A 19,293-nucleotide genomic window follows, 5' to 3' on the forward strand; every position below is an offset into this window, starting at 1 on the left:
CCCTACGGATACGCTCCACGCTTCACCCGCGCCGTGGACGTCTCGGCCCTCGCGTTCTATGCACAACCTGTGCCCTGTCGGCGAACCCCGCGCCATTCACCCTGCAGACCGCTTTTCGCGTCTGTGCCGGAGTATGTCCCGCAGGTAGATCACCTGGCAGGGCTCAGACTTCCTAGCGTCTGGTGTCCTTGTGGCCACAGGCGTTCCCGGCACGTCTCGCCGGCTTTGCCGTTCCTCGGCCATCATCAATGACCACTCCCGCGCGATGCAGCACGTCAGCGACCAGAACGCCATATCGGCGGGGTGCAGGTCTCGACCCTCGGGAGTGAAGAATCGGTCTCCCTGAAAACCAAAACCGGCCCAAGGGCCGGTCAGGTCTACGCGATCGTAGGTGTCTAGCTTCATTGTCCAGTCCGCTCCCTGTGGAGTGGCCGGCAGTAATAGGCCATCAGCACGCACAGGAGCGTCAACACGGCCACTTCGCATAATGTATAGAGGGTTGGCGTTATGGCGACCGGAGAGAAGGCCGCCACTACCGCCTCATGGCTTCCTGCGTGGATCCCTAGTGCGACTAGGCCCAGCACCCCGACCACCGCGGTGATCGGGGCCAGTCTGTCCAGGATCGATTGCCACAGAGCACGTTCTGTCGCGGACGCTGCACGCTCGGTGTGAATCCTTGCCATCCAGCTTGCCCCGTCTAGCGTTGCAAGCGCACAGAGCTGCGCAATTTGATCGTCCGGCAGCACATACCTGCCCGAACGCCAAGAGCTAACCATCGCCCTGGTCACCCCCAGCTTCTGAGCTAACTCATTGTCTGAACTGAACTTTCCTCCTGCTCGCACAAGGTTGATCAGTTCGTTTTCCGCGCTCATGTTTAGCTGACCTTTACATTCTTGTTTCGCTGAACTATACAAGCGTCTGCGTTTAGCGTGGCTAAGCGTCCCGCCCCCCGGCACCCCCCGGGGGTCACGGGTCAGGGTAGGGGACATGTCAAGGGGACATTTCGTGACGCATCACTTTATGCTGGCCGGCTTGCTGGTGCTGATCGCCTGCGCATACCTGCGCGGCGTGATCGGCTATTACATGATCGGCAACACCCCGGCGGTGGTTCTGTGACCCCGCTCCTCGCCCTTTGTTTACCCTTTTCACCGGCGCAGCTGTGCAATCGGCCGGCGCACCCGGTTGGCCCGAGCAGTAACACGGGCCAAAAGTCTCAGACCCTCGAATGTCTCTCGAAGCCGATCATCGATTTCTGCACCCTCGTTTTTGACTCTGACAAGGCCGTCAATTTCTTCAAGCGCATGAACGCACAGCAGATGGTGGCCTACGTGTTCGGCACCTCCAGCAGCATCGTTGCTGGCCCCCTCGCTGATCGCTTGTGGAACTTCCGCTATCAGCGCAGCGCAATGCTGATCGATGAGACTTCTAGCGTCTGTGGTCGCCTCGGTCTCTCCGACGATGGTGAGGTCATGATCAGCCTCACAGGGCAGGGCTGTAGCCACGTCCCCAGCTGGCCGTTTGTCGAGCGCATCGCCGAGGATCTCGGTGCGCATTTGACTCGCGTCGATATCGCCATCGATGACCACAGCGGTGAGATTTTCGATGTCCAGCAGTTCCGTGAGGCATACCACGAAGGACTGTTCACAATGAACGGCCGGCCTCCGCACGCTAAGTCGATCAACGACGAGGGCACCAACAAGGGGTCATCGTTCTACATCGGCCAAAAGGGCCACAAAGAGCTGTGCATCTACGAAAAGGGCAAGCAGCTCGGCGACCCGGAAAGTGATTGGGTTCGCTGCGAACTCCGTCTCTACGCCAAGCGTATCAATCTTCCCCTGGCCGCGTTGTCTAACCCTGGCAAGTACTTCGCCAGCGCTTACACCGTTCTCGCTGATCTGGTCATTGGTGAGTTGACCAGGCTGGAATTGAAAGAACGCATGGTTAATCCGTCCGTCAAAGCCATGGTCGATTTCATCGACACGCAAGCCGGCACAGCGCTCCGCGTCCTCTGGAACGCGTTGAACAGTCGCAGCCCCGAATACGCCGTGTCTGTCCTGCAGCGCTACCTGTCGCACGACGGCGTACCAGGGCGTTTCAAGAACCTGCATCAGCTCGACTTAGAGGTTCGCATCAGCAACCAGCTGGATGAGCTGTTCCCCGATTGCGCCTACTAGGGACCGTGTCGCTTGCGGCGCGGGCCCCACCAACACCGCATTCGTGACTCTTCACGAAACTAATTTATCGCAACCGCACCGTGACGCATCACGGAATTCCATCACAGTCAAGGTAACAATCGCAATGAAGATCACGATCACAAGCCAGCACGTCAATGAAAAGCACTGGGAGAAGCAGGGCCGCAGCGGAATCATCCGCACGCAGGAAGCCAGCGCCGAAACCCCGAAGTTCCGCCAGACGGTCCGTCTGGATCTTGGCAAGGAACCGCCCTATGAAAACGGCGTCTACGAGTACAACCTCGAAGACAACGTGGCTGTCAATCGCTATGGCGATTTCGAGCTCCCGCGTAAGCCGACCCTGGTGCGCGTCGACAAGCCCGCCCAGGGCGTCCAGCAGCCGCCCAAGGCTGCATAAGGAATCCTCATGGCCGTCTTTGTCCTGCACTGCAAGGAAGCCGACTACGACGCTTCTACGGGGCAATGCGCGGTCCCCTTCTACGGACCTGCATCGAGTTTCCCGCCGCCGATCGATGCAACCGAAGGCCTAATCCTCAGTGTCGCTATTGCTGGCATGTGGGGAGTGGGTTTCATGATCCGGCAAGCACGCCGGGCAGCAGGCGGATAACCCGATTCACCATCACTCAACCAAGGCACAAGCAAATGAAGAAGAACACCACCAAGCGTTTCACCCTTGCCAAGATCGGCACCGGCCTGGCCGCTGCTGCAGCTGCAGGCGCTGCGACTGCGGGCGAACTGGCAGAAGCTGCCGTCGGCTCGATGGACAAGAGCGAGCTGACTGCCATCGGCGTCGGCGTGCTGGTCCTCTGCGGCGTCGTGGCCATCATCAAGTCGGGCAAGCGCGCAGCGGCTTGATCGCTGTAGGGGGGCAGGGCATAGGGCAGGGAAACCTGCCCTTTTTTTCAACGTGACGCGTCACGAAATAGGGGAACGAAATGGAATACGCAGGTTACTTCGTCATGGTCGGCATCCTGGGGGGTCTATGGCTCGCACTGGATTCCTAACCTTTCTCGGTCGCGTGTTCGCGTCCTCGATCGCTCGCAGCCTTGCTTACGCGGTAGCAGCGATCGTCCTTGCGACACTTGGCATTGGCAATGCCCGGGCTGCAACAACTGCGCAGGAGGCTTATGCGCGATGCATGCAGGACGCTTCTGTGCATGTACCCAATGACACGAACTTGATCACCAAGGCGGGTAGTTGCCCTCAGAAAACATCACCAAACGGCGGCAAGTTCTATCAGTGTCAATACGAAGCTGCTGAGTACTACCAGGGACCTGTCCGCATCGTTACGTGTGGCGATTTTGCATTCGACGACGACGCGAACACTTGTCCCTCTAAGCCTGATGAATTCGGTTGGCTGGTCGATGATCTCGGCACCAAGTGCCACGATGGCTGTACCTACGCGTACAACCCTACCGCAGGCGGTTACTCAACAACCGGCACGACGTGCACGCCGAATCCCGACCAGCCGGAGCCACAGCTAGACACTGATCGCGATGGTATGCCAGACGACAAGGACGCGTTTCCTAACGATCCCAACGAATCTAAAGATACTGATGGCGATGGCATTGGCGATAACAGCGACGTCGCACCTGACGACCCGGAGAATGGCAAGGACGACAAGGACGGCGATGAGAAGGACAACCAGGCCGCCGGGGGTGGAACCTGCGGTGCACCGCCTAGCTGCTCGGGTGACGCGATCGCATGCAACACAAATTGGCAGATCTGGCGCCTACGCTGCCAGGGCACTGCGACCGGTTCCGTGACGGGTGACGTAACTAACTGCTCGGCCGGCATCAACGTCACTAGCCCCGATCCACTCGCCAACGCGAACATCATCCTGCAGCGCAAGATTGCGTGCAAAACCGGCGATAGCAACGGCAACCAGGGCGACGGCGAGCAACCAGCCTGGACGAAGGTCAACGGCATGTCGCAAGACCCTGGCAAGGGCGGTAGCAACAGTGACATCCCTGGCATCAACGAAGTGCAGGTGACAGCAGACACCCTCGATCAATCGGGTTTCGGCGGCGGTGCCTGCGTTGGTTTTGTCGGTGCCAGCAGTGGCACAGGCGTGTCTTCTGGGTTCACGCAATCGCTTGCATCACCACCCGCGTTTTTCTGCGACTACATTGGCTGGCTCAAACTCGCAATCATCACCGGCGCTGCTATTTATTCCGTCATCACGATTTCAAAGGGACACGCCTAAATGCCCGCCATTCTCGGTGCACTCATCGCAGGCTTGTTGCAGGCCCTGCGCACGTATCTCCCCGGCATCGTCGGCCGGATCTTGTTGGCGTTCGGCATTGGCCTCACAACGCACGCGGTGGCGCTTCCAGCGATGAAGGCGGTGATTCAAGGCTTTCTCGGTCGGCTGCCCAACGTGCTTTATGCCTACTTCGAGGCGAGCGGCTGCGGCATTGCGACAACCATGGTTCTTTCCGCTGTGATCGCTGCGCGGTCGCAATCTGTGATTCTCACGAAATTGTGGAGCAAGTAATGGGCGTCTATCTCGTCACCGGCCAGCCTGGCCACGGTAAAACAGCCTATGGCCTTGACAAGGCCTTCCAGTGGCAGAAAGAGGGCCGCAAGATCTACGCCAACGGCGTCAAGGATCTGGACTACGGCAAGGCGGATTTCACCTACCTTGATGACCCCACCAAGTGGGAACAGCTGCCCGATGGATCCGTGGTGCTGCTCGATGAGTGCTACACCATCTTTCCGAACCGCAACCCAGGTGCCAAGGTGCCTGACCACGTTGAAGCGATGGCCCGGCATCGCCATCGCGGATTCGACTTCATCCTGATCGCGCAGCAAGGGCTGCAGCTCGACCCGTTCCTGCGTGGCCTGTACGAGGAGCACGTGCATGTGCGCCAGACCTCGATCATGAAGAGCAAGACGAAGTTGAAGCGCTGGAACATGTACCAGGGCAACGTCCAGGGCGCATGCAACGACATCGTGGATTGGGTGCGGCCTAAGTATGTGTTTGACTACTACACGTCCACCACGCTGGTCACCACGCGCCGCCAGATTCCCACCTGGATTCGCAACATCGGTATCGGGGTTGTACTGCTCGCAGTGGTCCTCTTTTGGCTGCGCTGGCACTTTCAATCCAAGATCGCCGGATTCGAAGCAGAGCACAAGGCACTGACCGCGAAACAAGGTGCGACACCGACTGCCCTGGGAGGTACGACGGGGGCGGGCGGTGTCGCCGTTACACGCGCACCACTCACGCCCCTGGAATACGCACAGGCGCATCGCCCACGCATTGCGTCCATGCCCTGGACAGCGCCCATCTATGACCAGCGTCCAGTCGTCTCTAATCCGCAGGTGTTCTGCATTGCAAGCAACGCCGGCATTGACGGGCAGGGCAAACACCACGAAGCCGGTTGCAGGTGCATGACAGAGCAGGGCACGCGTTACGTTGTACCGCCGCATGAGTGCCGATTCATGGCGGAGAACGGGCCGGCCTACAACCCGTACAAGATGCCTCCCACCGAGCTTGCCGCAACACTGCGCGACCAGCTCAACACGACGCCAGCTGCGGATGCTCCTTTGCCTTCCCTGACTGGGACCGTCCTGCAGACAAAACCGCGCAGCCTCGGCACCATGCCCGAGAACGAACCGTACAAGTCAGAGAGCTTTATCACCGCGCCAGCCCGCGAAGGAGTTATGTGATGCGTGACGAAAATGACAGTGCAACCCTGCAGCTCGCGCTACCTTGTCGACCAGGTCGGCCACCGGCAAACGGGTTATGTGCAATGACAGATGCCGAGCGATCCAAGCTCTACCGCGAACGCCAGGCCAAACGCCTTTCGACAGCCCCGCCAGGGGCGCAGTCACAGGGGAGTCGGCTTTCGCCTTACGCCCAACCGATTTAGCATGGGTCGTTAGTCAGTTCTTGCCATCCGTTGGATAGCCGGCCAAAGCGTTTGCCTTGAATGCATCGTTCGTCCGATTCTAGGGGGCGTAGCTTGGCTGCTTCTGATTGGTGCCGCTGGGCGTGTGGCGTGTATAGCTCTCGAGCATTTGGTTGAGGCACCGAACCTGCAATGCTGCGCACGGTCAAGTAGCCCAGGCATAGTGCTACCACGCCTGCGAATGCGGCGATCATTAGCTGTCCTACGAAGATGCCCAGTGCGATTTCCCACCAAAGCCCATCGTGGTTGTTTTGCGGTCTGTAGCCCATACGGCCCCCGATGACGATGAGCGGGCATTGTAGGGGTGTAGGGGCATAGCCCCTACGGATACTGCCTCACCCGCGCCGTGGACGTCTCGGCCCTCGCGTTCTATGCACAACCTGTGCCCTGTCGGCGAACTCCGCGCCAGCCACCACAGAATGAGCCGTATAAGACCGAGAGCTATATCACTTCAGCAGCCCGCGAAGGAGTTATGTGATGCGTGACGAAAAGGATTTGGGAACCCTGCAGCTGCCGCTACCTGGTCGACCAGGTCGGCCACCGGCGAACGGGTTATGCGCAATGACCGACGCCGAGCGATCCAAGCTCTACCGCGAACGCCAGGCCAAGCGCCTTGTCAAGGGCCGCTGCAACCTGCAGGAGCTGACCGACACCCTCCTCGTCGAACAGATCCGCCAGGCGATCGCCAACGGATCTGCCAAGCGCACGGTGGCCAGGTACGTCACCGAGCTGGCACGCCGCTATGCGTAACGGCCTGGAACCACCCGAGCGCCCTGGGTGTAGGGGCAGCGCCCCTACGGATACGCTCCACGCTTCACCCGCGCCGTGGACGTCTCGGCCCTCGCGTTCTATGCACAACCTGTGCCCTGTCGGCGAACCCCGCGCCATTCACCCTGCAGACCGCTTTTCGCGTCTGTGCCGGAGTATGTCCCGCAGGTAGATCACCTGGCAGGGCTCAGACTTCCTAGCGTCTGGTGTCCTTGTGGCCACAGGCGTTCCCGGCACGTCTCGCCGGCTTTGCCGTTCCTCGGCCATCATCAATGACCACTCCCGCGCGATGCAGCACGTCAGCGACCAGAACGCCATATCGGCGGGGTGCAGGTCTCGACCCTCGGGAGTGAAGAATCGGTCTCCCTGAAAACCAAAACCGGCCCAAGGGCCGGTCAGGTCTACGCGATCGTAGGTGTCTAGCTTCATTGTCCAGTCCGCTCCCTGTGGAGTGGCCGGCAGTAATAGGCCATCAGCACGCACAGGAGCGTCAACACGGCCACTTCGCATAATGTATATTATGTCAAATCGCAGGGCGTGCACTGGGCTACTACGCCGGCTTGCTAAAGCTGCTGTTAGCATCTTTCTTTCCCGGACGGAAGTCCCCTACGAAAGGAAGCATCGACGCATGTGTGAGTATCTAAGCGGGCGTTTCGCCGGATGGCGTGTTGCAGGCAACTACCTCGTAAGTCCTGATGGTGATCGGATGACGCCTGAGCGGCTGAAAGGATTGGTGTGGCGAGACCAAATGGAGCTGCGACTTGCGGGATTTGCGACACGTAGAAAAGCGGAAGCGGCGAAAAAGCGGTTTCGGCAGCAAACAGTCAAAGTGGTCGTGGTCAACTTGAGTAGCTGGCGCGATAGGCACTTCGGAACGATTGCAGGATAAGCGTATCCGCAGGGGCGCATGCCCCTGCACCCCCACTCAAGAGATCTATACGAACTAGGCGAAAAGCCGACCCCTGCGACCACGCCCCACAGGGGCTGTCGAAAGACGCGAAAAGCGGTCATCAGTGGTGGCTGGCGCGGAGTTCGCCGACAGGGCACAGGTTGTGCATAGAACGCGAGGGCCGAGACGTCCACGGCGCGGGTGAGGCAGTATCCGTAGGGGCTTTGCCCCTACACCCCTAGAATGCCGGCATCGAGACAGATAGGGGGCGAAATGGATAAGGCTGGATGGCAGATATCGACCTTCGTAGCAGGCCTGGCGCTGCTAGGAACCACGTTGGGCATGGTCGCCAACAAGAGCGCACTGACACAGGAGCGCAACGATAGGCAGCCCTGCCCCGCGGCTGAAGTACAAACGCACGTCATCACCGAGACTCGGAGCATGGAGCTACCGAAAGACGTCATGTATTGGCCGGACACGGTGCGATGCCAGGGCGGACGGTTGCTGATCAAAACAGAACACGGCTTTGAATCACTGACGCGCCAAGGCTCAGCAATGCGCTGCGACAATTAGCTATGTGACGCGTCACGGAATTACATTTCCAAGGTCGTTGCCTTGGTGTAGCTCTGCGCCTGGTAACCAGGCGATTCCGAGAACGTGCCCTGGACACGCTGGCCCTTGGGAATGACCTGACCAGGCTGCGCATGCGCCTGCTGCTGGCTCACTGAGGCGTGCTGACGCTCCTCGCCACCCTGCTCCACCTTCGCATACTCCCGGCGCTCCTGCGGCGGCTTGTACGGGTTGTACGGCTCACCCCACCGCGCAACATCGCGGCACACATCGTCCCGCACCACGACGCGCGTGTTTTGCTCGGTGACGCAGCGGCAGCTGTTCTCGGTACTCATGCAGAACATGTGCGGATCTGCACGGAACTCGCGGCCCGCAAAGCCAGGCGCTGACCACGGCACATCCTGGACCATCGGCGTGATCGCACGCATGTAATCCTCACCGCTTGCGATAGCCGGCCTGGCGTTGCCTCCCGAGGTCGCTCCAGCGGAGGAATGGCCCGGCTGCGCCACAGGCGCAGTCTTGGCCATTTCCTCCGCTTCCGCTTGTCCATGGATGCCCTTCCAGAATAGCCACCCGAAAACGCTGAGCATCATCACGATGGCGATAGGTCCGGTGATCAGGATCTTCTTCATCAACGACGGCATGCGGTACTTGACAGTGTGCAGCTCGGCGCTCTTGTAGTACTGGAAATATTTCTCCGGCAGCTTCCACAGCTCGTAGTCGTACAGGCCCTTGATGCGCTTAAGGCCCAAGCGGACCTCATCCATCACCTGATGGTTGCGGAAAATAAAGGTCTGATCCTTACCGGACTGCCGCAGCAGATGCTCGTGGAAGCCCACCAACCCGCGCAGGTGCGTGTCGAGGTAGTTCGGCTGCTGAGTTGCCAGCACCAGGCGCACGCCGAGGTGACGGATAGTCTCCATGGCCATGATGTAATCCGGCGGCTCACCACCCCGGCGAGCGCGAAAATACTGCTGCGCCTCATCGACGAAGAGCACCGCGCCGGCCGGCAGATCCCTCCACTTTGTCGGGTCTTCCCAAGGCGTCACGCCCGGAACGCTGATGCCGTTGATGTTGCACGTGTAGACGTGCGCGCCCTTCTCAACCAGCTCCACAATGCGCTGCGTCATGCGTAGCGACTTGCCGGAGCCTGGAAGGCCGGTCAGCAGAGAAATAGAGGCAGTGTCACCGATCATTCGTCGCGCGCCTGGTTTGCACGAGTGAGGAAGACACGCTGCACACCTTGGATGCCGTACGCGCTGAGGAGGATTGAAATCGCTGTGTCCAACCCGAGTGCATGCACCCAATTGGCGGCAAGCGGCGGCACCAGCTGCCACGCACTCACGGCCTGGTCAATCAGCGGGTCATAGACAAATGCTTTGCCGGCGAAGCCGAGACCGAGCGCACCCAGCGCCTTGGCCGTCCACAACGCCAACTTGAGCTTCATGAGCTTGTTGAGCAATCCGCCCAGCGCGCCCAGCCACGGAACATCGAACGAGAACCACGACATTAGGACCTCCACAAGATCACGAACGCAGCCACCATGGCAGACGCGATGATGATTTTTTTGATGATGGCGAGCGCATCGTAGAACTGGGCGTTGAGCGTGAATGACGTGCCCATGATGTCAATGTTGCCGCCGAGCAAGTCGCCACCACCAATGCTCAAACGGTTCTGATCAAAATGCGGGCCCGGCTTGCCATCAGACGCCCACAGCTTGGCAACCTCGCCCTTTTCGTCATCACCAGCGGCATCGGCCGCACCGCGGGCAGCATCGGACTTCGCTGCGTCGCGATCCTTGTCAATCCCGCAACGTGTACGCCAGGACTGCAATACCTGCGTGTATTCGGCCGCCTTACAGCTCTTGCCGGCGCACATTGGCACGTCACCATCGCTGCAGGTGGTTCCGCCAGTGACTTCGCCACGTTCGGTGTTGCATTGCGTTTTCCATGTGAATTTCAGATGCAGACACTTAAGCGTGTCGCCAATGCACACCGGCGGCGTCGTGCAATTACCGCTATCGGTTGCACTGTCCTTACTCTCGTTTTCTTTGTCGCCGGATCCGCTCTCAAAGCCGTTACCGGACGTATTGCCAGAGCCATCTTGGCTGTTGTCACCGCTGGAGTTCTTCGACGTGCCTCCAGGGACGCTCGAATAGTTTGTGACGTTGTTCGTGTTGCAGCTGCCATTGGTGCACGTCGTCTGCTGATGCCCCTCTTTGCGCTGCCACTCGCCGTCCGCAGGCGGCACGTTCGGTGGCGTCACTGCCTCACCCTTAGGAGTTCGCGTCTGCGCATCTGAACCCTCAGTTTTCTTGCCGGTCTCCGCTGGACCCCAGCAGAACGTCTTGCCGGTTGAAGCAGTGGCACAGTAGTCACCATTGGGCTTTACACACGCTGTCTGACCGGCACCAAGTGAGGTGCATTCTGGCGACTTCGGTTGCGTCGCATCCTTCTTGTCATCCTCCGCCTGACCGATATCCTGAGTCGGTTTTTGTGGTGTGCACACCTGCCCGTTATAGGTGCGCTCCTTGATTCCATAGACCGTAACAGGTCCTTGCGCACTGCTAAACGGCGTACCTTGCACCTGACAGCCGCCAACGCAGGTTGAGGGTGCCGAGTAACCCAACGCGGCATCTGCGAGCTTGGTGCTATTACGCGCCGCGCACGTCTCATTTGAATTAAAACTGTAGTCGTATGCGCCACCTTGAGGCGGGGCGAAATTCTTAGCGAACGCAGCGCAACCGCCCGCACCGTTATTGACCGTACACAGATAGGTGTAATTGCCGGCCTGCGAGGGATCAATGACGCACGCAAAGGCGACTTTCCAATACTGGTCTCCGCGCTCAGAATTTTCTGACTGCACACGTGCTTGAGCAGCGGCCAAATGCGCCTGACACACCGCGTTCGCAATGCCCTGATCGCCGTAATTGGCAGCACGTGCGCCACCAATCCCGAGAGCTGCGAAAATCAACGCGACAAGCAAATAAACCACGCGTCGCACGACAGTGCGTGCAAAATATCGGCCTAGCCAACGCATCAGCGGAGACCATCGGCCATGATGCGACCGGCCATGAAATAGAAAATTAGGAGGACTGTTCCAGTCATATAAAAAAGGGCGGGTTTCCCCGCCCTGCCCTGTCGATGATTTGCTTACTTGCCGCCGATCAGGCCGAAGGCCTTCATGGTCCAACGACCCACCGCAAACGCGGTGTAGATCAACACGCCAGCCGCAGCCATGGCGGCCACCGCTGCCAAGATCGTTGACGGATCGAAACCGGCTGCGGCCTCCGCGAATGCAGACGGAGCGGCCATGGCAAACGCACCACCAACCGCGATGGCTTTCGGCTTGTTGCCGAGGGTGGACATGTAAGCGCCCAGGGCGCGGATCTTCTTGCTGTTCATTCGTCTTCTCCTTTACTTGGGATGATTAGCCGTAAGGCTGCGAGTGTTACGAAACCGACTACAATCGCTGGCCCCACGACATTGGCCTGTTCCGCCGTGGGCAGCATTTCCACCCAGCTGGATTGATCCAGCCAAGCAGTTTGGGAACACGTGCCGTCCTGCGCGGGCACTGGATCGATGCAGGTAAGGACACGTGTCATGAGGCTATTTCCGGGTTGCGCCGAACCACATCGCACCGACCGTCAGAGCGCCCAGGACGAAGCCTGATGCGAGGACGATGTAGGGATGCGTGGTGTAGATGAGGACGGCCATGGATTAGGCCGCAGCGCGTGCAGGCTTAACAGCGCGCAACACGTGAAATTTGCTGTAATTGATAGCACCCTTGTTGACAGTGACCATGGCTTCCAAATCAAGCTCATATTCACCCGGCTGATATGCGGCCTGGCCCTTCTCCAAGCGCACGTCCAGCGGGTACGCAAAGCCACCGGCTTCGAGCTTAGCTTTCTGCTTGCGCGTGGTGTATTCCCGGTCCTTGCCCTCGTCATCCTTGAACGTGCCGCCACGCTCATCGACTTCGGCGCTCAACACGGTGACTTTGATTCCGCTCATGGTGTTACCCCTTCTATGATTTGGTTAACGCCGGCAATTTCCGGCCAAAGGTCCGCTGCTTCCTGTGTTGCCCACGCCGGCAGCTTGTTCGACGTGCAGGTACTGATGACGGCATGCGCCGCTTCGGGCGTTGAGCAATGCCGCAAGATGAAATTGAGCGTTGCGCCGTACTGACGTTTAATATGCCGGCGCGCACTTTTCCAAGTGGCATCAACGGCAGCTTTTGTAATGTCAATGCGTAGCGCTACGCACTTAAGGAAGTTGAGGACGGGATAAGCGCCGAGCAGATAGGCAGCAGGGTCACGCAAAATATCGAGCGACAAATCTTTGCGGTTAGACGCCTTAAATTGCGCTTCGTAGCGCACCCAGGGCGATTCACGATCACCCTGCTCCCTGCCCTTCTCATAAACACGCAACTGCTTTTCTGATTTCTTGGTGCCAACATACAGGGTCTTGCCATCACCGCTGTCGTAGTCATCAATCAGCTGCGCCTTGGGACGCTGACCACGGTTGTCGAACTCACCATCCGAATACCACGTCTGCGCGAGTTTCAGCGGGTATTTGCCCAGAAGATCGTCGGCAGCGGTATCCACACGGGTCAATCGTCCTGCGCAGCTTTCGAGCTTCGCTCGAAGCTCCAGCCACCGCTTCGCATGGCCGCAGCGCGCTGCGCTCACCATGGCGCAACCTGTACCGGTCAACTCGATACGCGAGGTGTAGGTGCCATCTTTGCGCCGGCACTCTTCGCCACCGAACTCGATGATGCCCACGTGCTTGCCTTCGCGATCAAGTACACGCACACGCCAGGTGTAGAAGCTGCCGGGGCCTACCTGCTTGTCCAATTCCATGCCGAGGCCGGCGAAGAAGAACGTAAACAGGTTGATCGCAATGACCATGGCATTTTCGGCACATGCGTCCGACCACTGGCGAACCTCTTCGGCGTCGTCGAGGTCGAGGTAGCCGACCTGGCGCAGAACAGCGAATAGATCTACAGACGCAGAAAACCAGTCAATGATCACCGTCAGGGTGCCATCACTGTTCCTGAATTCACTGACTCCCCTGTTAGACGAGGGGAGTCCCGACACCGCGAGCGATCCATCAGCCATGAGCGTAGAACTCCACGGCAGCGGTTTCACACGCCAGAGCAGCACGGCGCGAGGCGTACTCGCTCTGCTCTACCAAGCGGCCAGCAACGCGGACGGTCAAGCGGAAACGCCGGGTGCGACGGCCACCAATCACGGTGTGGTAGGTGTCGATGTGGGAAACGATCGAGGCACTCATGCGATCACGTCCATTTCGCATTCGGCGCTGGAAATCGTGACGCGTCGCGAAATTGCCGGAGCGGCAAGTTCAACGTAGCTTTCGATGATGAAGACCTGTTCGCGGTGTACGCGCAGCGCAGCTTCGGCGCGACGGTCAAGAATCCAGGCGACCAATCGGGCGAGGCCGACGATCACGGTCAGCGCAGAAGCGCCGAGCAATGCAAGTGTGTTGGTGTCCATGAAGCCCCTATCCCCTACCCTGACCCGTGACCCCCGGGGGGTACCGGGGGGCGGGCGCTTACGCATGAGTAAGCATGTTCAGCTTATGGTAAGCGATACCGTACGTAAAGCGAAAGGTAAGCGAAAATGCACGTAGAAACCCTCATGCAGCTAGCAATTCAGCGAGCATTAAGGAAGACAATGAGGGGCCTAGCAGAGCAGATGGGAGTAACTAGCGCTGCGCTCAGCGAATGGAATAAAGGACACAAGCCGATCCCCGACGAGAGGATCAGGCAATTGGCAAAAATTGCTGGCCAGGACCCGGGACCGTGGCTACTTCTGATCCATTCAGAACAAGATCAGGGAGAGCTAGGGCGCGAATGGGCCAAGCTATACAAGCGACTGGGCATAACAGCAGCTGGAATTTTATGCGCAATAGGAATTGCTGCTAACCCACTGATTGCGAAAGCTAAAGCGGCTGAGCCGAAATCGGAAACGCGCGTAGCCTGTATATTATGTCCAAAGAAGGCTGGGGACGAACTATTTTTTGATCCCATTGTCTTCCTGCAGCTCCCGCTTGAACGGCACATCAGGTGGCGGTCTTGCAGTGGCCGGTTGATCGTTGAGGTTCGGGTCGCTCAGGCCGCAGCCACCGCCGAACTGCAGTAACGAAACTACGCAGCTGATCTTGGTGGTCGTTCCCGGGATTGGGATCTCAATCTTCTTCAAGCCGCGGCGTACCCATTCCTGCAGCAGCGACTGGTTCGGTATCCAGTATTTGTCCAGCGATGTCGGCTTGTAGCCATACGGCGGCCGCTTGAGCCAGGTGCCGCCTTGGGCGATCTGATCGCGGGTCCAAGTGTCGGTTTGGCTGCCTGGTGGTCCGCGGTCGCTGGTGCCGTTACCTGCATCACCTGCATCGCCGGTTCCGGCGGCCACGTGGACGCTGCCATCGGCGTCGAACATGCCGTTGCGCTGCCCGTTGGCGCTGGCTGATTCACCGTCACGGTTGCGGTTGGATTTGCTCCAATCGTCGGCACTGGCTGCCACATTCCATCCGCCGCTGCGGTCGGCAGGTTTCGGGCCAACATTGCTGCTGGTGGTCGGCTTGGACGATAAAGACCTGGCCGCTGTCGTGCTGTTGGATTGCTCGGATTTAGATGGATTGGCCTGCGCTTGCGTGGATGGCGCAGCAGTTGCCGCCGGCTGCGCGGCGGCGACAGACGAAGACGGCGCAGGCGCTGGATTTGCCGGCACCGGCACGCTCGGCAGCTCTGCGGTGCGGACCGCTAACTCGGGCATGCGAGCGATTGGCGTAATATCGCGAACGCGTGCGGTCGGCGCAGCGACTTGAGGCCGATCCGGTACAACGATAAGTTCGCGCTCACGAACCGCTGGCGCATTGGCAGACCGCACCGCAACCGTTGTGTCGGGACGTTGCAGCTCGCGCACTTGCGGCCGTTCGATCACGGTCTGGATGTCGCGTTGACGTACCTCGATCTGTGGCGCTGCCGGCTCGATCGGCCGCGGCGCCACCGTGATCGTTGGCGGTGGGGGCACGACGAAGTCGTTAGTTGCGACCGGCGTTTCGGTCACCTGCAACGGCGATTCGATCGTCACTGTCGGCACCTGTATCGTCACTTGCGGAACATTCGGTTTCATCGGTTCGCTGGCGGCCGCGATCACTGGCTCGGGCGCGATGTCCTGCGCCTGCGTAGCACTGGAACTGTCGACAGGATCAGCAGTTGGCTGTGGCGGCATCGGCGGCGATGTTTTCGGCTTGCCGGTCTGAGACGATGCACTGGACTGCGCCGAAGACGCCGCGTCACTTGAAGCCGCCTGCGTTGACGTTGCAGCAGCAGGTTGCCCTCCACTACTACCCTGCTCTGCCGCACCTTCACCAATAAAGGTCATGCGCACTCGCGATTCGTCGTCCGGCTTCGTTTCATCCGGTGCCCAACGTACCGTCACCACCCAGATCAGCATTGCAATGAGACCAAGATGGATCAGAAAACTGCCGAGCAACGCCAGCCAATGCTGCGAACGTTGATCTTTTGGACGCGGTTCCCAGTGCTGCCACCAGAGGCTGCAAAATGCCTGAAATGGCGACAACACGGCGGCAGTGCCGACACGGTGCAGTGGCACCGGCCGTGCCAGCAGCACATCCACCACCTGGTCGTCGTTGAACGGCGCAGCCGCGTTATCGCGATTGCACAGCCAGGTCGCCCAGCCATAAGGCAAGCCGGTGTGCGGATCGAGAACGAGCTGGCCCGGCATGCGCGCGCGCAGCGCATGCAGCAGATCGGCGGCGGTTGTCACCGGTGACGCGAAATCAGGCCGCGCTGTCGCGCGGGATATAAGGTGCGTCACCTGTGGCGTGATCGGTCGCATCGCGTACCGCGATCACGCCGGGCACACGGCCCATCAAGGTCTTTTCGATGCCCTGCTTCAAGGTGACATCGGCCATGCCGCAGCCGTGGCAACCGCCGCCAAAACGCAGCAGCACCACGCCCTCGGCCGAGACCTCTTGAACCGCCACACGTCCGCCATGCGAGGCCAGCTGCGGATTGATCTCGTTTTCCACCACCCAGCGCACGCGCTCCACCATCGATGCCGAATCTGTCGGCGCTTCGCCCTTGATCTTGGGCGCCTTGATGGTGAGCTGCTGGTTGCCGGTGGATTGGGTGACGTAGTCGATTTCGGCACCATCCATCCACGGCACGCTGGCGGCGACGACGTATAAGGTAAAGCCGTCGCAGTCGATCGCCCATTCGTCACCGCTCAACTCCGCCGGTTCGGCGAACTCGAGCCGGGCATCAGCACGTGGCGTACCTGCATCTACCGCGCTCAGGCGCACGCCCATACCGGGCACGCCCTCGCGTTCGATGAGCTTGCGGAAATAGGTTTGGGCTTTGTCGGATATCTGGATCATGCGGGTTATTCTACCGCTCAATGCGCCCTCGCTCATGGAACACCGTGATCCTGATAGGTGCGCTGTCCGCCACCCCTGCGAGACCGTCATGACCGATCTGATTCCCCTGGAACAGGCTCATTGCCTTCCGCGCAAAGGCAGCGACCACAAGCTTGGCGAAGCGCGCCTGGCCGAACTGCTGCCGCAGGTACCCGGCTGGGAACTGGCCGAGGCCGGTACGGCGATTACGCGCACGTTCCGCTTTGTCGACTATTACCGCACCCTCGCCTTCGTCAATGCACTGGCCTGGATCGCCCACCGCGAGGACCATCATCCAGACCTGGGCGTGCACTACGACCGCGTGGTGGTGCGCTATTCCACCCACGACGTCGGCGGGCTGAGCGAAAACGACTTCATCTGCGCAGCCAAGACCGCACAACTCTACGATCAGGGAGCCACTGCATGACCATCTATCGCGCCACCCTCGCCGGCTTGTTTATCGCCGCCGGCACCAGCGGGTGTAGCAAGTCGCAGCAGCAGGTGTCCGCGCCTGCTGTCGCGCCGACCGAGCTTGCTGCATTGAAGACGCCGCCGCCGGAATATTCGCCGCAACTTGCTTGCGCCGACATTGGCGGGACCACCGTGCTGCGTGTCGTGATCGGCGTCGAGGGCGCGCCCACCGATGTGTCGGTGTTGCAGAGCAGCGGCCAACCGGTGTTGGACGAAGCGGCGCAGAAGCGCGTGCGCGAATGGAAGTTCAAGGCCGCCACGCGCAACGGCCAGGCTGTGCCGCAGACTATCCAGGTTCCGGTCGCGTTCAAGCCGCCGGTGCCACGTCCGGACGACTGCTTCGCCATCGAAGAACGCGCGCGTCGCGGCGGCTAAGCACGGCTGATAAAAGGTCACCGTCCTTTTCGGCCAACGGGGGCGGCAAACAGGATCACGCTGCCCAAGCACTACACGCAGATCCTGGCACCGACCGCGCTCGCTTGCTGATCGCGCAACCACCTTGGTCGCTGCAAATACCACGCGTTCGTCATCTATGCATGGCCATCCTGCACCCGCGGATGGTCGTGCGCATATCGCGCAACTGCAGTCGCGACGCTCTCCGCAGGATAGCTTTCAATCCCACGAGGTCGTCGCGTCACATGCTTGAAGTGTCATCACACAACGTCTGGACCGCGCTTGCGGTCACCCTAGCCGCCGGACTTGCGACCGGGCTCGGCAGTCTAATGGTGGTGTTCGCCAAGAAGCCCAATCCGCGCTTGTTGGCGTTCGGGTTGGCATTTGCCGGCGGCGCAATGGTGTATGTGTCGTTGTCGGAGTGATACGCCCAGGGTTTCCTAGACATCTCAAGGCCATAGAAAATGGTCAATTCGGAGGTGTCTATGAGCAGCAAGCGGTATACGGATGAATTCAAGATCGAGGCGGTCCGGCAAGTGACCGATCGTGGTTTCAAGGTGGCAGAAGTCGCGGAGCGACTAGGTGTCACCACGCACAGCCTCTACGCCTGGCTGCGCAAGTTCGGCAAGCCTGGCGTGGTGCAGCGCGCCGAGGTGGACCAGAGCGCCGAGGTTCGGCGGCTGAAGGCAGAGTTGCGTCGAGTGACCGAGGAGCGCGACATCCTAAAAAAGGCCGCCGCGTACTTTGCCAAGGGGTAAGGGCAAAGTACGCCTTCATGCAAGCCCACTGTGGGGAATTCAGGGTGTGTGCGATGTGCCGGGTATTGCGGGTCAACCGGTCGGGCTATTACGCCTGGTTGTGCTCGCCCAACAGTGAGCGCGCCAAGGAAGATGAGCGCTTGCTTGGACTGATCAAGCACCACTGGCTGGCCAGCGGCAGTGTCTGTGGGCATCGCAAGATCACCAGGGATCTGCGCGATCTGGGTGAGCGTTGCAGTCGCCATCGGGTGCATCGGCTGATGCGCACCGAGGGACTGCGTGCCCAGGTGGGCTATGGTCGCAAACCGCGCTTCCATGGAGGAATGCAGTGCAAGGCGGCGGCCAACCTGCTTGACCGACAGTTCGACGTGACTGAGCCGGACACAGCCTGGGCGAGCGATTTCACCTTCATCCGCACGCATGAAGGCTGGATGTACCTGGCTGTTGTGATCGATCTGTTTTCCCGGCAGGTCGTCGGCTGGGCGATGCGCGATCGGGCCGACACCGAGTTGGTCGTGCAGGCCTTGTTGTCTGCGGTGTGGCGGCGCAAACCCAACGCTGGTTGCTTGGTTCATTCGGACCAAGGGTCTGTCTACACCAGCGATGACTGGCGCAGTTTCCTGGCGTCCATGGCTTGGTGTGCAGCATGAGTCGGCGTGGCAACTGCCACGACAACGCACCCATGGAGAGCTTCTTCGGACTGCTCAAACGCGAGCGGATCAGGCGGCGGACCTATTCCACCAAGGACGCCGCTCGCGCCGAGGTATTCGACTACATCGAGATGTTCTACAACCCCAACCGCCGCCACGGTTCAACTGGCGACCTGTCGCCTGTAGAGTTCGAGCGGCGCTACGCGCAACGAGGGTCTTGAGGGTCTACGGAACCCTGGGC

The 19,293-nt window shown here is 60.0% G+C and carries 22 protein-coding genes and 4 pseudogenes; 12 read left to right on the forward strand and 14 right to left on the reverse strand.

Features of this window, described 5'->3' with window-relative positions; genetic code table 11:
* Nucleotides 1–22: 22 nt before the first annotated feature.
* Nucleotides 23–405: pseudogene (locus tag PD885_RS22725) on the reverse strand (DUF3653 domain-containing protein).
* Nucleotides 402–872, reverse strand: a complete 471-nt coding sequence (locus PD885_RS10165) for a DUF3693 domain-containing protein (protein ID WP_088056837.1) — start codon at nt 870–872, stop codon at nt 402–404. Before PD885_RS10165 ends, PD885_RS22725 begins: the two are co-directional and overlap by 4 nt.
* 240 nt (nt 873–1,112) lie before the next feature.
* On the opposite strand from PD885_RS10165, the gene PD885_RS10170 reads away from it, so the two are divergent.
* From PD885_RS10170 to PD885_RS10200, 6 genes are all read left to right on the forward strand, one after another.
* Nucleotides 1,113–2,174, forward strand: a complete 1,062-nt coding sequence (locus tag PD885_RS10170; protein ID WP_065975223.1) for a replication initiation factor domain-containing protein — start codon at nt 1,113–1,115, stop codon at nt 2,172–2,174.
* A gap of 124 nt (nt 2,175–2,298) precedes the next feature.
* Complete coding sequence (locus PD885_RS10175; protein ID WP_065975225.1) at nt 2,299–2,589, forward strand: hypothetical protein; 291 nt, start codon at nt 2,299–2,301, stop codon at nt 2,587–2,589.
* Between the two features lie 245 nt (nt 2,590–2,834).
* The gene (locus PD885_RS10185; RefSeq protein WP_065975229.1) at nt 2,835–3,047 is read left to right on the forward strand and encodes a hypothetical protein; all 213 of its coding nucleotides are present in this window, start codon (nt 2,835–2,837) and stop codon (nt 3,045–3,047) included.
* Nucleotides 3,048–3,210: 163 nt separating this feature from the next.
* Entirely contained in the window at nt 3,211–4,398 is a 1,188-nt protein-coding gene (locus tag PD885_RS20675; protein WP_134656604.1) for a hypothetical protein, read from the forward strand.
* A complete protein-coding gene (locus PD885_RS10195; protein WP_065975232.1) occupies nt 4,399–4,689 on the forward strand; it encodes a DUF2523 family protein in 291 nt (96 codons plus the stop codon).
* Nucleotides 4,689–5,867 carry a zonular occludens toxin domain-containing protein gene (locus PD885_RS10200; RefSeq protein ID WP_065975234.1) on the forward strand — a complete coding sequence of 393 codons (1,179 nt, stop codon included), beginning with the start codon at nt 4,689–4,691 and terminating at the stop codon, nt 5,865–5,867. The genes PD885_RS10195 and PD885_RS10200 overlap by 1 nt, the downstream gene beginning before the upstream one ends.
* Nucleotides 5,868–6,066: 199 nt before the next feature.
* Here PD885_RS10200 and PD885_RS10205 read toward each other — a convergent pair whose 3' ends face one another.
* Nucleotides 6,067–6,378 (reverse strand): chloride channel protein, encoded by a 312-nt coding sequence (locus PD885_RS10205; protein ID WP_083215074.1) that lies wholly within the window; start codon nt 6,376–6,378, stop codon nt 6,067–6,069.
* 208 nt (nt 6,379–6,586) lie between these two features.
* Here PD885_RS10205 and PD885_RS10210 point away from each other — a divergent pair, with 208 nt between their 5' ends.
* On the forward strand, nt 6,587–6,859 hold the full coding sequence (locus PD885_RS10210) for a hypothetical protein (RefSeq protein WP_145954060.1): 273 nt from the start codon (nt 6,587–6,589) through the stop codon (nt 6,857–6,859).
* 64 nt (nt 6,860–6,923) lie between these two features.
* Here the strand turns inward: PD885_RS10210 and PD885_RS22730 are convergent.
* Nucleotides 6,924–7,306, reverse strand: a pseudogene (locus tag PD885_RS22730) (DUF3653 domain-containing protein).
* A gap of 277 nt (nt 7,307–7,583) precedes the next feature.
* Between PD885_RS22730 and PD885_RS22735 the strand changes: the two are divergent.
* Nucleotides 7,584–7,766, forward strand: coding sequence for a hypothetical protein (locus tag PD885_RS22735; protein WP_425513299.1), 183 nt, complete (start codon nt 7,584–7,586; stop codon nt 7,764–7,766).
* A 593-nt stretch (nt 7,767–8,359) separates the two neighbouring features.
* Here PD885_RS22735 and PD885_RS10235 read toward each other — a convergent pair.
* The 10 genes from PD885_RS10235 to PD885_RS10290 form a co-directional block, all read right to left on the reverse strand.
* Nucleotides 8,360–9,532, reverse strand: a complete 1,173-nt coding sequence (locus tag PD885_RS10235) for a zonular occludens toxin domain-containing protein (protein ID WP_088056839.1) — start codon at nt 9,530–9,532, stop codon at nt 8,360–8,362.
* Nucleotides 9,529–9,846, reverse strand: coding sequence for a DUF2523 family protein (locus PD885_RS10240; protein ID WP_065975218.1), 318 nt, complete (start codon nt 9,844–9,846; stop codon nt 9,529–9,531). The genes PD885_RS10235 and PD885_RS10240 overlap by 4 nt, the downstream gene beginning before the upstream one ends.
* Nucleotides 9,846–11,339 (reverse strand): A coat protein, encoded by a 1,494-nt coding sequence (locus PD885_RS10245; protein ID WP_231895739.1) that lies wholly within the window; start codon nt 11,337–11,339, stop codon nt 9,846–9,848. The genes PD885_RS10240 and PD885_RS10245 overlap by 1 nt, the downstream gene beginning before the upstream one ends.
* Nucleotides 11,340–11,488: 149 nt before the next feature.
* A complete protein-coding gene (locus PD885_RS10250) occupies nt 11,489–11,740 on the reverse strand; it encodes a hypothetical protein (protein ID WP_088056840.1) in 252 nt (83 codons plus the stop codon).
* A 315-nt stretch (nt 11,741–12,055) separates the two neighbouring features.
* Complete coding sequence (locus tag PD885_RS10260) at nt 12,056–12,349, reverse strand: single-stranded DNA-binding protein (RefSeq protein ID WP_088056842.1); 294 nt, start codon at nt 12,347–12,349, stop codon at nt 12,056–12,058.
* Nucleotides 12,346–13,455, reverse strand: a complete 1,110-nt coding sequence (locus PD885_RS10265; RefSeq protein ID WP_065975210.1) for a replication initiation factor domain-containing protein — start codon at nt 13,453–13,455, stop codon at nt 12,346–12,348. The genes PD885_RS10260 and PD885_RS10265 overlap by 4 nt, the downstream gene beginning before the upstream one ends.
* Entirely contained in the window at nt 13,448–13,630 is a 183-nt protein-coding gene (locus PD885_RS10270) for a hypothetical protein (protein ID WP_065975209.1), read from the reverse strand. Before PD885_RS10270 ends, PD885_RS10265 begins: the two co-directional genes overlap by 8 nt.
* Nucleotides 13,627–13,851 (reverse strand): hypothetical protein, encoded by a 225-nt coding sequence (locus PD885_RS10275; protein WP_065975207.1) that lies wholly within the window; start codon nt 13,849–13,851, stop codon nt 13,627–13,629. The genes PD885_RS10270 and PD885_RS10275 overlap by 4 nt, the downstream gene beginning before the upstream one ends.
* A 519-nt stretch (nt 13,852–14,370) precedes the next feature.
* Nucleotides 14,371–16,149: a hypothetical protein gene (locus tag PD885_RS10285; protein WP_002806575.1), complete on the reverse strand. Its 1,779-nt coding sequence runs from the start codon at nt 16,147–16,149 to the stop codon at nt 14,371–14,373.
* A 13-nt stretch (nt 16,150–16,162) separates the two neighbouring features.
* Nucleotides 16,163–16,762 (reverse strand): NfuA family Fe-S biogenesis protein, encoded by a 600-nt coding sequence (locus tag PD885_RS10290; protein ID WP_002806577.1) that lies wholly within the window; start codon nt 16,760–16,762, stop codon nt 16,163–16,165.
* A gap of 88 nt (nt 16,763–16,850) precedes the next feature.
* Between PD885_RS10290 and PD885_RS10295 the strand changes: the two genes are divergently transcribed.
* From PD885_RS10295 to PD885_RS10310, 4 genes and pseudogenes are all read left to right on the forward strand, one after another.
* Nucleotides 16,851–17,207: a 4a-hydroxytetrahydrobiopterin dehydratase gene (locus tag PD885_RS10295; protein WP_002806579.1), complete on the forward strand. Its 357-nt coding sequence runs from the start codon at nt 16,851–16,853 to the stop codon at nt 17,205–17,207.
* Complete coding sequence (locus PD885_RS10300; protein ID WP_002806581.1) at nt 17,204–17,626, forward strand: energy transducer TonB; 423 nt, start codon at nt 17,204–17,206, stop codon at nt 17,624–17,626. The genes PD885_RS10295 and PD885_RS10300 overlap by 4 nt, the downstream gene beginning before the upstream one ends.
* 263 nt (nt 17,627–17,889) lie before the next feature.
* Nucleotides 17,890–18,066, forward strand: a pseudogene (locus PD885_RS10305) (zinc transporter ZupT); the annotation flags it as partial.
* A 63-nt stretch (nt 18,067–18,129) separates the two neighbouring features.
* Nucleotides 18,130–19,273 (forward strand): annotated as a pseudogene (locus PD885_RS10310) (IS3 family transposase).
* Nucleotides 19,274–19,293 lie beyond the last annotated feature (20 nt).

It is taken from the genome of Xanthomonas fragariae, from assembly GCF_900183975.1.
In the GTDB taxonomy this organism is placed as follows: domain Bacteria; phylum Pseudomonadota; class Gammaproteobacteria; order Xanthomonadales; family Xanthomonadaceae; genus Xanthomonas; species Xanthomonas fragariae.